Origin of the sequence: Flavobacterium silvisoli (genome assembly GCF_004329815.1) — a bacterium.
Taxonomy (GTDB): Bacteria; Bacteroidota; Bacteroidia; order Flavobacteriales; family Flavobacteriaceae; genus Flavobacterium; species Flavobacterium silvisoli.
Genome location: NZ_SJPE01000009.1, coordinates 82,535 through 94,777, shown reverse-complemented (window position 1 = coordinate 94,777; position 12,243 = coordinate 82,535). Strand labels below are relative to the sequence as shown.

The 12,243-nt window shown below is 39.0% G+C and carries 13 protein-coding genes; 11 read left to right on the top strand and 2 right to left on the bottom strand.

Going from position 1 to position 12,243, the window contains the following annotated elements; genetic code table 11:
* Positions 1-113: 113 nt before the first annotated feature.
* The 3 genes from EZL74_RS08760 (at position 114) to EZL74_RS08750 (ending at position 3,315) form a co-directional block, all read left to right on the top strand.
* Positions 114-635 carry a toxin-antitoxin system YwqK family antitoxin gene (locus tag EZL74_RS08760; protein WP_131476235.1) on the top strand — a complete coding sequence of 174 codons (522 nt, stop codon included), beginning with the start codon at positions 114-116 and terminating at the stop codon, positions 633-635.
* A 574-nt stretch (positions 636-1,209) separates the two neighbouring features.
* A complete protein-coding gene (locus EZL74_RS08755; RefSeq protein WP_131476234.1) occupies positions 1,210-2,835 on the top strand; it encodes a DUF4215 domain-containing protein in 1,626 nt (541 codons plus the stop codon).
* 81 nt (positions 2,836-2,916) lie between these two features.
* Positions 2,917-3,315, top strand: coding sequence for a glycine zipper family protein (locus EZL74_RS08750; protein ID WP_131476233.1), 399 nt, complete (start codon positions 2,917-2,919; stop codon positions 3,313-3,315).
* A 46-nt stretch (positions 3,316-3,361) separates the two neighbouring features.
* Here EZL74_RS08750 and EZL74_RS08745 read toward each other — a convergent pair whose 3' ends face one another.
* Positions 3,362-5,338, bottom strand: coding sequence for an alpha-ketoacid dehydrogenase subunit alpha/beta (locus tag EZL74_RS08745; RefSeq protein WP_131476232.1), 1,977 nt, complete (start codon positions 5,336-5,338; stop codon positions 3,362-3,364).
* A 183-nt stretch (positions 5,339-5,521) separates the two neighbouring features.
* Between EZL74_RS08745 and EZL74_RS08740 the strand changes: the two genes are divergently transcribed.
* From EZL74_RS08740 to EZL74_RS08705, 8 genes are all read left to right on the top strand, one after another.
* Positions 5,522-6,472, top strand: a complete 951-nt coding sequence (locus tag EZL74_RS08740) for an isopenicillin N synthase family dioxygenase (RefSeq protein WP_131476231.1) — start codon at positions 5,522-5,524, stop codon at positions 6,470-6,472.
* 86 nt (positions 6,473-6,558) lie between these two features.
* Complete coding sequence (locus tag EZL74_RS08735; protein ID WP_131476230.1) at positions 6,559-6,891, top strand: translation initiation factor; 333 nt, start codon at positions 6,559-6,561, stop codon at positions 6,889-6,891.
* A 42-nt stretch (positions 6,892-6,933) separates the two neighbouring features.
* Positions 6,934-7,800, top strand: coding sequence for a nucleoside phosphorylase (locus EZL74_RS08730; protein ID WP_131476229.1), 867 nt, complete (start codon positions 6,934-6,936; stop codon positions 7,798-7,800).
* Between the two features lie 95 nt (positions 7,801-7,895).
* On the top strand, positions 7,896-8,423 hold the full coding sequence (locus EZL74_RS08725) for a GNAT family N-acetyltransferase (RefSeq protein WP_131476228.1): 528 nt from the start codon (positions 7,896-7,898) through the stop codon (positions 8,421-8,423).
* A 21-nt stretch (positions 8,424-8,444) separates the two neighbouring features.
* The gene (locus EZL74_RS08720; protein WP_131476227.1) at positions 8,445-9,296 is read left to right on the top strand and encodes a substrate-binding domain-containing protein; all 852 of its coding nucleotides are present in this window, start codon (positions 8,445-8,447) and stop codon (positions 9,294-9,296) included.
* Positions 9,297-9,313: 17 nt separating this feature from the next.
* Positions 9,314-10,246, top strand: a complete 933-nt coding sequence (locus EZL74_RS08715; RefSeq protein ID WP_131476226.1) for a transglutaminase — start codon at positions 9,314-9,316, stop codon at positions 10,244-10,246.
* A 70-nt stretch (positions 10,247-10,316) separates the two neighbouring features.
* Positions 10,317-10,886: a DUF3575 domain-containing protein gene (locus EZL74_RS08710; protein ID WP_131476225.1), complete on the top strand. Its 570-nt coding sequence runs from the start codon at positions 10,317-10,319 to the stop codon at positions 10,884-10,886.
* Positions 10,887-10,897: 11 nt separating this feature from the next.
* A complete protein-coding gene (locus tag EZL74_RS08705) occupies positions 10,898-11,479 on the top strand; it encodes a hypothetical protein (protein WP_131476224.1) in 582 nt (193 codons plus the stop codon).
* A 52-nt stretch (positions 11,480-11,531) separates the two neighbouring features.
* On the opposite strand, the gene EZL74_RS08700 is transcribed toward EZL74_RS08705, so the two are convergent.
* Entirely contained in the window at positions 11,532-12,197 is a 666-nt protein-coding gene (locus EZL74_RS08700; protein ID WP_131476223.1) for a uracil-DNA glycosylase, read from the bottom strand.
* Positions 12,198-12,243: the final 46 nt, after the last annotated feature.

Below are 12,243 nucleotides of genomic sequence, written 5' to 3'. Positions count from 1 at the left end.
TTTGTTTTAAAAAGATATTTTTTACAAAAAAAGGTACTTTATTAACATTTTTTTAAATTTTGTTAATAAAATATACTAGTTTAGTAATCGCTTAATTACTAATATCCTACTATATGAAAAAATTAGCTCTGTTCTTTTTTTTGCTGCTCTCTGCTTTGATGATTGGCAAAAACAGGTATACGGTTTCAACCGACACCATCTGGTATGATTGTGATTACAAAGTAACCACTAAAGAAAACGCAGCGATTTACAAGATTCGTCCCTATATTATAAAAGACCGTTATATCCATGTCTATTATAATAAATTCACCCACAAAAACAGTTTGATTTCTTATAGTTTAGATTTATACGATTCAAAATTGGAAGGTAAAAGAACGTATTACTACGACAATGGAAATGTAAATTATGTAGTTCACTACAAAAACAATGTAAAAGAAGGACCTTATATAGAGTATTATGATGATGCCAAAATATACCAGCAGGGCGAATTCCGTCAGGATAAGAAAGAAGGTGCTTTCATTTTCAAAAAGAAAGACGGTTCTGTTTTTGGTAAAGAATATTGGACCAATGGTGTAAAAACCAGTAAACCAACTAAAGTTAAACCTCTAACTAACAAGTCAATTGCTAATAGATAATTGCGGAAGTATTATAGTTTAAAAGTTAGTTCGTGAGTAAGACCATTCATCACTTTTGGATACTTTTTTTATACCTTAACCAGTTGGGGCTAATTAAGTGATTTGATTTTTAAAAAATATAAGTTTACGATCTATAATCTTTTTGATTTACTCTTTTAGGCTATTCTAATTTAACATAAACAGTTTGAACTAAACCTAATTGAATTGATTCTGACATTTTTATCTTCTTCCAATCGCCGTACTTATTTTCCAATCTGCAACTCAAAGAACTTATAACTTCTAAAGCTCTAATTTTTTTACTCCATTTGACATAGATATTGGTTATTTCATTACTCCAAAACACTGAATTTCAAAATATTTACCAATATCTAATCCATTTATTTTACTTCAAATAATTACACCTAACGGTTATTAATAACTTGTAAGTAACTATTTTAAATACTTTAAAACAAACTATTAAAATTAGTAAATTTACTTTAATTAATTTTTCCGATCCAAAAACTCATCCATAACAGCACATTAATTATAAGCCAAGAACTAAAGTATTAATCTCTAAATCCAAAAAAAACAATTTATGAAAAAAATTACCTTACTAATTACGTTTTTGTTTTTTTCTGCCACACTTTTGGCACAGGAAAATTTTTTGAACTGTATACAAAACAGTCCTGACAAGTCAAAAGCTACCGCTTTATTTTTTTATCGACCTGATTGTCCATATTGTGAGGGAATGAAAACAAGTATCGAAAAAGATGTTGCTTTTCAAACTTTGATAAAACAAAATTATAATGTGAACTTGGTTAATATCCAAAGTATTCAGGGCAAAGAAATAGCGGCATTGTACAAAATAAGTACAGTACCAGCCATATTGATCTGCGCTTCTAACAGTTATGACATCAAACAACTCAAAGGATTTGGTTCTATCAACAGACTAAGTACTTTTTTAAATTTAAATTATAAATCAGCGGGGCAAAATCATGTCACTCAGGGAATGTCAGTCTGTGGTGATGGTATAGTACAGAATCCTGAACAATGTGATGATGGGAATATGAATAATGGTGACGGTTGTAGTAACACTTGTCAAACTGAATCCGGTTATACATGCACAGGCCAAAGCAATTGCATTCCTATCGTGGTTTGTGGCAATGGTATTATCAATGCCGGAGAACAATGTGATGATGGAAATCAAGTCAATGGCGACGGTTGTTCTGCTACTTGTACTATCGAAGCTCCAACAAGCATTTGTGGTGACGGTGTTGTAAATGCCGGAGAACAATGCGATGATGGAAATCAAGTCAATGGCGACGGTTGTTCCGCTACTTGTACTGTCGAAGCTCCAATAAGTATTTGTGGTGACGGTGTTGTAAATGCCGGAGAACAATGCGATGATGGAAATCAAGTCAATGGCGACGGTTGTTCCGCTACTTGTACTATCGAAGCTCCAACAAGCATTTGTGGTGACGGTGTTGTAAATGCCGGAGAACAATGCGATGATGGAAATCAAGTCAATGGCGACGGTTGTTCCGCTACTTGTACTGTCGAAGCTCCAATAAGTATTTGTGGTGACGGTGTTGTAAATGCCGGAGAACAATGCGATGATGGAAATCAAGTCAATGGCGACGGTTGTTCCGCTACTTGTATTATCGAAGCTCCAACAAGTATTTGTGGTGACGGTGTTGTAAATGCCGGAGAACAATGCGATGATGGAAATCAAGTCAATGGCGACGGTTGTTCTGCTACTTGTATTATAGAAGTTTTAAGAGCAACAGCTTGTGGAAACGGAGATGTGACAGCTCCTGAACAGTGTGATGATGGCAATTTGGTAAATGGAGACGGATGCGATGATACTTGTACTATTGAAAACAATTGGGTATGTACAATCGGACCAAGTGTTTGCAATCCCGATTTAGGCACTGCAAATCCAAGCAGTCAATTTACAAATCTGACCGTCTTCCCTAATCCATTTTCAAAAAACATTACCACATCATTCTATTTACTACACAATTCAATTGTAACTTTTTCAATAATAGATATTACAGGTAAAATAGTTTACCAGACTCAAAAACAAGAGGTAAACTTTGGTCAAAATGAAATCAATTTAAATATTGATACCACTATTGCTGCCGGCAGTTATATTTTACAAATCAAAGTCAGCAATCAGGAAGGTAATTCCGTACAGTATAAAAAACTGTTAAAACAGTAAAAGCTAAATTAAAAATTGGGCATTTTGTAATCAATAATATATTTTATAACTTTAACGTATTAACTTATAATTTATACCGTCATGAAAAAAATAGTCTTATTGATGGTTCTGGTTTTAATAGCAGTATCCTGTAAAGATGTAGCCGCCGAAAAGGCTGCTCAGGAAAAAGCCAAACAGGCTACTGTTGATTCTATGAAACTGGTAATGGAAAAACAAAGAGCTATTGATTCCATGAAAACCGTGATGGCTCAAGAAGAAGCGAAACAACGTCAGGCAGCACAAAGCAGTACTGCTGAAACTCCTAAGAAAAAAGGCATGAGCAATACTGCCAAAGGAGCACTCATCGGTGCCGGAGTAGGTGCTGTTACAGGAGCTGTGGTTTCAAAAAAGAAAGGTGAAGGTGCGGTTATTGGAGGCTTGGCAGGTGCTGCCGTTGGTGCCGGAACCGGTGCAGTCATCGATTCTAAAAAGAAAAAGTAAAACAAATGAAAAAGGCGCTTCAATCAGCGCCTTTTTTTATAAAAATCTAGTAAGCCATTAACTCCAACAAAGTGCTTTCAAAGCGTTGTTTTGGCAGATATTGATCTTCTAATGTTTTCACAAAAGGAATAGCCGTTTCCAAACTACCCACCCGGCGTACCGGCGCATCCAAATGCTCAAAACAATGTTCTGTAATCAAAGCTGAAATATCGCTACTGATACCTCCAAACAAAGTATCTTCCTGTAAAATAATCACTTTATTGGTTTTCTTAACCGAAGCAAAAATTGTTTCTGTATCCAGCGGCTGTAAACTGCGCAAATCAATCAAATCAGCATCGATGTCAGAATGTTTAGCCAAAGTCTCTAAAGCCCAGTGAACTCCTGCGCCGAAGGAAATAATAGTCACCTGATTTCCTTCTTTCAAAAGAGCAGCTTTACCAAACGGAATCGTGTAATAATCAGTCGGTACATCTTGGTAAACGCTACGGTACAGTTGTTTGTGCTCAAAATACATTACCGGATTCGGATCGTTAATCGCCGTATTGAGCAATCCTTTGGCATCATACGGAAAAGCCGGATAAACAACTTTCAATCCCGGTGTTTTGGTAAACCAAGCTTCGTTGGTTTGCGAATGGAATGGTCCTGCCTGAGTTCCTCCACCACAAGGCATACGCACCACTACATCGGATTTTTCATTCCAACGATAGTGTTGTTTAGCCAATAAGTTAACTATCGGATTAAAGCCGGTCGACACGAAATCAGCAAACTGCATTTCAACAACCGCTTTGTGTCCGTTAATAGATAACCCGTTTGCAGCAGATACTACGGCACTCTCACAAATAGGCGTATTGCGTACTCTGTCTTTACCAAATTGAGCTACAAAGCCATCCGTTATTTTAAAAGCTCCGCCATACTCGGCTATATCCTGTCCCATAATGACCAGGTTTTCGTGGCGTTCCATAGATTGGCGCAATGCCGAAGAAATGGCATCAATTACTCTTATGTTTTGCACATCAGCTGAAGGATTAAATACTTCAAAATCATAAGGAGCATACATATCATCGAGCTCTTCGGCTAAATTGGCTTCACACTCGGGTTCGGCCTGAGTAATTGCCCAATGTTCATCGATTTCCGCTTTGATGGCTGCTTTCATTTTTTCGTCCTCCTCCTCAGACAGCACACTTATTTGCAACAAGTAGTTTCTGTAATTTGAAATCGGATCTTTAATGGCCCACATATCCATCAATTCCTGTGGCACGTATTTGGTTCCGCTCGCCTCTTCATGTCCACGCATACGGAACGTTTTAAATTCCAGCAAAACCGGACGCGGATTCTCAATCATTGAAGCTTTCAATTCCGCTATTTTAGTAAAAACTTCCAAAATATTGTTACCATCAATAATGTGACTTTCCATGCCATACCCTTTCCCTTTGTCGGCCAGGTTTTCGCATCGGTATTGCTCATTGGTAGGCGTTGACAAACCATAACCGTTATTTTCGATGACAAACAAAACCGGCAAATCCCATACCGAAGCAATATTCAAAGCTTCGTGAAAATCGCCTTCGGAAGTTGCCCCTTCTCCGGTAAATACCGCCGTAACTTTGCCGTTCTTTTTTAATTTATTGGCCAATGCAATACCATCGGCAACCCCCATTTGAGGTCCCAAATGCGATATCATCCCAATGATTTTAAACTCCTGTGTACCAAAATGAAACGAACGGTCGCGCCCTTTAGTAAATCCTGATTTCTTTCCCTGCCATTGTGAAAACAAGCGGTGCAACGGAATGTCCCTGCTTGTAAACACACCCAAGTTGCGGTGCATCGGCAAAATGTATTCGTCTTTATCCAAGGCAGCGGTAATCCCTACGGATATAGCTTCCTGTCCAATTCCGGAAAACCATTTAGATACTTTTCCCTGACGCAGCAAAATCAACATTTTTTCTTCTATTAATCTGGGCTTAAGCAGCCTCCGATACAGATCTAACAACTGGCTATTGGATAATTCTTTTCTGTCAAAATTCATCTGATGTATTCTTTTTAAAAGTCGCCCAAAAGTAAACAATTTAGTCCAAACCAGACTAGTTAAAATTCAATATTAAGAGGCTTTTATTGTTGATAACTTTGGTTTTTTATATTTAAATATTCGTTACATTTGTAGTTATGGTTGGCGATTTCCAATCGGAGTTATTAACAAAAAAGTTTTAGTATGCAACAAATTCCAAGTGTTGACTTACGTGATTTCCTGTCGGATGATCCGGCACGTAAACAAAAATTTGTAAATGAAATCGGAAGAGCTTATGAAGATATCGGCTTCGTAGCGTTAAAAGGTCATTTTTTAGATGACAAATTGGTAGAGGACTTGTATGCAGAAGTGCGCAACTTCTTTTCACTACCCCTTGAAACCAAAGCAAAATATGAAATTCCGGGCATTGGCGGACAGCGTGGTTATGTTTCTTTTGGTAAAGAACATGCCAAAGGACGTTCAGCCGGTGACTTGAAAGAATTTTGGCATTTTGGCCAGTACGTTAGCGAAGGATCAAAGTATGCTCATGAGTATCCTGACAATGTAGAAGTTGCAGAGTTACCACGCTTTAACGAAGTGGGTAAAGAAGCCTACAGAATGCTTGAAAAAACAGGTGTTTATGTCTTAAGAGCTTTAGCATTGTACATTGGTTTGGATGAATTTTATTTTGATAACTACATCAAAGACGGTAACAGTATCCTAAGACCTATTCACTATCCGCCCATCACTGATGAACCTAAAGACGGAGCCGTTCGTGCTGCCGCCCACGGCGATATCAACCTGATTACTCTTTTAATGGGAGCACAAGGGAAAGGATTACAAGTGCAAAATCACGACGGCGAATGGATTGATGCCATGGCACAACCTGACGAGTTGATGATTAATGTGGGCGATATGCTTTCGCGTCACACCAATAACAAACTGAAGTCCACTATTCATCAGGTAGTCAATCCGCCGAGAGAATTGTGGGGTACTTCTCGTTACTCCATTCCGTTCTTCATGCACCCGGTGAGCGACATGCCTTTGAACTGTTTGGAAAAGTGCATTGACGCCGACCATCCGAAAGGATTTGAAGACATTACTGCCGGAGAATACCTTGACGAACGATTGGTAGAATTAGGACTTAAAAAGTAAACAAGGAAAGTCAAATACTTAAATTCCAAATTCCAATGTAATTGTTGGGATTTGGAATTTGTTTTTTGGAATTTCAAAGACACTATATGGATTTACAGGAACAACTAAAGAAACTCTTCCCCGATCATGAGCCCGCAAACGAGCCGGAAGAAACTGCTGTTGAGAATCACGAACTCTTCATTCAAAAAGAACCTGTGATTTGCAAGTACGAAAAACGAAAAGGCAAGCCCATTACCATTATTGAAGGTTATGAAGGCAGCGATGAAGATTTTAAAGTTTTGGCCAAAGAAATAAAAACCAAACTCAGTGTTGGCGGTACTTTTAAAGACGGAGCCATCATCATACAAGGAGATTACCGCGATAAAATAATGAACATCCTGACCACCAAAGGGTTTAAAACCAAACGCGTTGGCGGCTAATCATAAAACAATATACTCAAAACGAATAAACACATTACAATCATGATACAATCATCTGAATTAATTTTAAACCCTGACGGAAGCGTCTATCACTTAAACCTAAAACCCGAACATATTGCTCACGACATCATCTTTGTCGGCGATCAAAACAGAGTAGAAAAAATTACGCAATTCTTTGACAGCATCGAATTCTCTACCCAAAAACGCGAATTCAAAACGCAAACCGGATATTTCAAAGGCAAAAGAATGACGGTAATGTCAACCGGAATTGGACCCGACAATATTGATATCGTTATGAACGAATTGGACGCCTTAGTCAACATCGACCTGGCTACCCGTAAACCAAAAGAGAAACTGACCTCATTAAACATTGTCCGCATCGGAACTTCAGGCTCCTTACAAGCAGACATCCCGTGTGACAGCATGGTAATGAGTAAATACGGATTGGGATTAGACAACATGCTTCGCTCCTATTTGATTGATGACATTTCTGAAAAAGACATGGAAGATGCCTTCATCACACAAACCAATTGGGATATGAGAAAAGGACGTCCTTACGTAATCAAGTGTTCGGAAGCTCTAGAAAAAAGAATCGAAAGCGACCAAATTTTTAAAGGATTTACCGGTACAGCCGGCGGATTTTACGGACCACAAGGTCGCGTATTGCGCTTGGAAATTCAGGACCCTGAACTGAACGCTAAGATGGACAGTTTCGAATACCAAGGCATCAAAATGACCAACCTGGAAATGGAAACGGGAGCTATTTACGGCTTGGGCAAATTATTAGGACACGAGTGTCTGTCGCTCAACGCCATTATTGCCAACAGAGCCACCGGAACTTTCAGCGAAGACCCATACAAAGCCGTAGATGCTTTGATTGCTTATGCATTAGATAAATTAGCAGAATAAATATTTAGGAGCTGTTACCCGCTATACGTTGCAATCTTTGTTCTGAAACAAGTTCAGAACAAAGGATTTCCACTGCTATCGGGGCTAAAAAAAAGATGAACTTACAATTAGAAACACCGCGATTACTCTTAAGGCCGTTTGAATTTTCAGATGCCCAAGCCATGTTTGCCTTAGACAGCAACCCCAACGTACATTTATACTTGGGTAATAAACCTGTGACTGCTATCGAACAGTGCTTGGCCTATATCGAGAGCATTCGAAATCAATACCTCCAAAATGGCATCGGTCGTTTTGTTGTTGAACTGAAAAACAGCCAAGAAGTAATCGGCTGGGCCGGACTAAAATTCATCACCGAAGAAGAAAACAACCATGTCAACTTTTATGACATTGGCTATCGTCTTCAGGAAAAGCACTGGGGAAATGGCTATGCTTTTGAAGCGGCACAAGCTTGGGTTACTTATGCGCTTCAGGAAATGAAAATCCCCACTTTGTATGCTATGGTACACGTTGACAACACCGGTTCCAACCGCATTTTACAAAAACTGGGCATGCAGCAAAAAAATCAATATACCGATGACGGCATAACCTATTATTGGTACGAATTGCCAAACAACACTATATAGCTACTATAAATTCAGTATAAAATGAAAACAGTACGAATAGCTGGCGTTCCCGAACATTTCAATTTACCGTGGCACCTCAGTATCGAAGGAGGCGAATTTGAAAAAGCCGGCATCAACTTGCAATGGACCGATGTACCCGAAGGTACCGGAAAAATGTGCCAAATGTTACGAGACAATCAAACAGATATAGCAGTCATTCTGACCGAAGGCATCGTAAAAGACATCATTGGAGGCAATCCCAGCACTATCGTTCAGGTATATGTAGAAAGCCCCCTGATATGGGGAATTCACGTGGGAGCTGGTTCAGATTACGAAACATTAGCCGATTTGGAAAACACCAAAGTGGCAATTTCACGTTACGGTTCGGGCTCGCATCTGATGACCTATGTCAATGCCCAAAATCAAAAATGGGATACCCAAAAACTGCAATTTGAAATTGTAAATACCATAGACGGAGCGGTTGAAGCCCTCACAAAAGGCACAGCCGATTACTTTATGTGGGAGCGTTTTATGACTAAGCCTCTCGTAGACAAAGGTGTTTTCCGTCGCATAGCCGATTGCCCTACACCGTGGCCTTGTTTTGTAATAGCCGTTCGAAACGAATTCCTGAAAGAGCATTTTCAAACCGTTGCATTACTACTTGAGATTATCAATACCACTACAGCCGATTTTAAAAACATCCCGAGCATTGATAAGACTTTAGCCTCTAAATACCATCAAAAAACCGAAGACATTCAGGAATGGTTATCCGTAACACAATGGTCGCAAAAACCACTGCAGGAAAATGTGTTAAACAAAATTCAAAATCAGTTGTTTGACCTGAAAATTATCGATAAAAAAGGTACTTTTGCTGAAATAGTAAAGGCCGTTTAGCTTTTATTATCAGTACTATGATAACATTAGGAAAGCTTACTTATCAGCAACTGAAAGAAAAATTCAGGATAAAAAGTCCGTGGGATTTGATTATCATTTTTGTACTGAATATCCTGATTACCATACCGGTTTTCATCATAGCCCACCAAAACCTGATTACCCTCGATTGGGCACACCACATCGACAGGATTCTCCTCTTCATTCTCATCCTCATAGTATTTCAATTGATTTTGAGAGCCATGAGAAGAATTACCTTAATATCGGTCATTCTCTACTTCATTTTTCTAATCAAGGGGACTTTATTTGGCGATTATGGTTTTCAAACGGTATTTGAAGACTATCGCTCTATGATTTACACCATGAACGATGACCCCTATCCGCAAGACATCATCATTTCCAAATTATTGCCTTTTCCGAATAAATCAAAAATTCTGAGTGCAGTAGAATACCAAAACCCTAGAGTACGCGACTTTGCCATCATGGCCATCAACAAGCATTTCAAACACATCAAGGGCTATAATGACGATTGGACTCTTATACAATCCTTTGCCATTTTTAAAGAAATCAACAGCCGCTGGAATTACGTCAGCGACCCTAAAGGACACGATTACATCGCCAAAGCCACCGAATCGCTAAAATACCTCTCAGGCGATTGTGATGACCATTCCGTTTTGATGGCTGCCTGCATCAAATCAATTGGCGGTACAACCAGACTGATTCACACCAAAGGACACATCTATCCGGAATTGTATATCGGTACTAAAAAAGACTTGGAGCGTATCAACTATGCCATTAAAAAAATATTGTTTCCGGTGGAAAGTAAAGGAAAAAAAATCCACTACCACATTGATGAGCGGGGAAAAATTTGGTTAAATCTTGACTATACCGCCAAATATCCGGGAGGGCCATTCATGCACGAAGAAATACTGGGAGCCCTTACCCTAGATTAAATTCTTCAACGGAATTAATAACCGGCAATAGTTTTATTTCTTATATTCGTTTAAAATAAACCAGATTTTAATGAAAAAACTATTCAGCCTTGTACTGTTGTTTTCACTGTTGTCGCAGGCACAACAAAATTCAGTCATAGCCGGTAAAAAGAATGAGTTTCGCGCAGACGTACTTTCGGCTGTTGTTTACTCTAAAGCCAGCCTGAGTTATGAGCGCTTTTTTGACGGAGATTTTTCAACCGGATTCAACATCAACTTTTCCAACAGTTCCAAGCTCAACGATGATTTTGACAACGGTTACCGTAACAACCTTCCCAAATTCGAATTCAATCCTTACGTTCGGTACGCTCTTTCCAAAAGTAAATCAAGATATTATTTTGCCGAACTATTCGGTTCCTATAACGGAGGCGATTACAAAGAAATCATCCGACTTGAAGACGAAAACGGCATCGGTTATTATACCACTCAAAAAACAAAATATACCGATTTTGCTTTGGGAGGCAGTTTAGGTTACAAAATGTATTTCAAAGACAGTATTGCCCTGGAATTCTTAGTAGGATTTGGTTCCAACCTCACCAACAAAGCCAAAAGTCCCGACGTAATTTCAAGAGTAGGTCTTAATTTAGGTTATCGCTTTTAATAATACAACGCATGAAAAAAATAAAATACATATTGCTGGTCGCTGTGGCGTTACTATTGTCTAACTGTGACACCAATGATGACGGATTTTACAGCACCGTTTATGTTAATGTGCCACACCTGGTAAGCATAGCACCCCACACTTCAAACTACACGGTAGGTGAAAAATTATATGTAACGGCTGATTTTTCGCGATATCAGGATGAAAACGGTAAGCTACTCGACTTATATAAAACGACCGGTGCTACTGCCTTTACTTTTTCGTATGTCATCGAAAAACAAGTTGCTGCTGCTACTTGGGAAACGGTTTTTGTAAATAATAATTTGTTGGATGTTGTAAAAGGACAGGCAGAAAACGGTTCATTCGTCAACGGAATTTGCGTTTATAACAGCACCGATGAAACTTACGAATACAATGTTGGTTTTCCGTTACTGAGCGCGGGAACGTACCGCCTGAGCTATGGGTACAATAGCGATTCAACTACCGAAGTTGAAATTCGCTCTTTAAGTCCGGCCAAACGTTTGACTATAAAAATCAATTCATTATTGGCAGGAATAGACAGTGAAGGATATTACAATTTTACGGTGAATTAAACCTTCGAAGTAATTTCAGAAAAATCCATAGTCCGCAGCTATGGATTTTTTTTTACCAGTCAATTCCGGTCTTTCCTAAACTTTCTAGATAAACGTTAGTTTTGCTGAAATGTTTGTTTCCAAACCACAATCCGCGATTGGCACTCAACGGAGACGGATGCCCTGTTTCGAGTACATGATGCTTATGACGATCTATTTTTGCTCCTTTCTTTTTGGCGAAACCGCCCCACAACAGGAATACAACATGCTCTTTTTCATCTGAGATTTTCTGAATAACCGCATCCGTAAAAGTTTCCCATCCTTTGTTTTGGTGGCTCCCGGCTTCTCCCTGCCTTACCGTTAAGGTGGCATTGAGCAATAAAACACCCTGATCGGCCCATCGCTCTAAATTACCGCTCAGCGGAAAATCCTTTTGCAAATCGGCTTGAATTTCTTTGAAAATATTAATCAACGAAGGCGGAAAAGCCACCCCGTCATTCACCGAAAAGCATAACCCGTTAGCCTGCCCCAAACCGTGATACGGATCCTGTCCTATAATCACCACTTTGACTTCATCAAAACTACAATGATCGAAAGCCGAAAAAATTTGGCTGTCTTTCGGGAAACAAGTCTTCGTAGCATATTCATTTTTCACAAAAGCGGTGAGCGCTTCAAAATAGGGCTTTTCAAACTCTGCCGAAAGCACTTGGCGCCAAGAAGAATCAATTTTGACGAACATAACTGAAATTTTATCAAAAATAACATTTTCTCTTGCAATATGGATT

What these genes read in the sequence shown, in the direction of transcription:
- EZL74_RS08710 (WP_131476225.1), top strand. Translation starts at nt 10,317, where the DNA reads ATGAAAAAACTATTCAGCCTTGTACTGTTGTTTTCACTGTTGTCGCAG.
- EZL74_RS08705 (WP_131476224.1), top strand. Translation starts at nt 10,898, where the DNA reads ATGAAAAAAATAAAATACATATTGCTGGTCGCTGTGGCGTTACTATTG.
- EZL74_RS08745 (WP_131476232.1), bottom strand. Translation starts at nt 5,338, where the DNA reads ATGAATTTTGACAGAAAAGAATTATCCAATAGCCAGTTGTTAGATCTG.
- EZL74_RS08700 (WP_131476223.1), bottom strand. Translation starts at nt 12,197, where the DNA reads ATGTTCGTCAAAATTGATTCTTCTTGGCGCCAAGTGCTTTCGGCAGAG.
- EZL74_RS08740 (WP_131476231.1), top strand. Translation starts at nt 5,522, where the DNA reads ATGCAACAAATTCCAAGTGTTGACTTACGTGATTTCCTGTCGGATGAT.
- EZL74_RS08730 (WP_131476229.1), top strand. Translation starts at nt 6,934, where the DNA reads ATGATACAATCATCTGAATTAATTTTAAACCCTGACGGAAGCGTCTAT.
- EZL74_RS08755 (WP_131476234.1), top strand. Translation starts at nt 1,210, where the DNA reads ATGAAAAAAATTACCTTACTAATTACGTTTTTGTTTTTTTCTGCCACA.
- EZL74_RS08725 (WP_131476228.1), top strand. Translation starts at nt 7,896, where the DNA reads ATGAACTTACAATTAGAAACACCGCGATTACTCTTAAGGCCGTTTGAA.
- EZL74_RS08715 (WP_131476226.1), top strand. Translation starts at nt 9,314, where the DNA reads ATGATAACATTAGGAAAGCTTACTTATCAGCAACTGAAAGAAAAATTC.
- EZL74_RS08720 (WP_131476227.1), top strand. Translation starts at nt 8,445, where the DNA reads ATGAAAACAGTACGAATAGCTGGCGTTCCCGAACATTTCAATTTACCG.
- EZL74_RS08760 (WP_131476235.1), top strand. Translation starts at nt 114, where the DNA reads ATGAAAAAATTAGCTCTGTTCTTTTTTTTGCTGCTCTCTGCTTTGATG.
- EZL74_RS08735 (WP_131476230.1), top strand. Translation starts at nt 6,559, where the DNA reads ATGGATTTACAGGAACAACTAAAGAAACTCTTCCCCGATCATGAGCCC.
- EZL74_RS08750 (WP_131476233.1), top strand. Translation starts at nt 2,917, where the DNA reads ATGAAAAAAATAGTCTTATTGATGGTTCTGGTTTTAATAGCAGTATCC.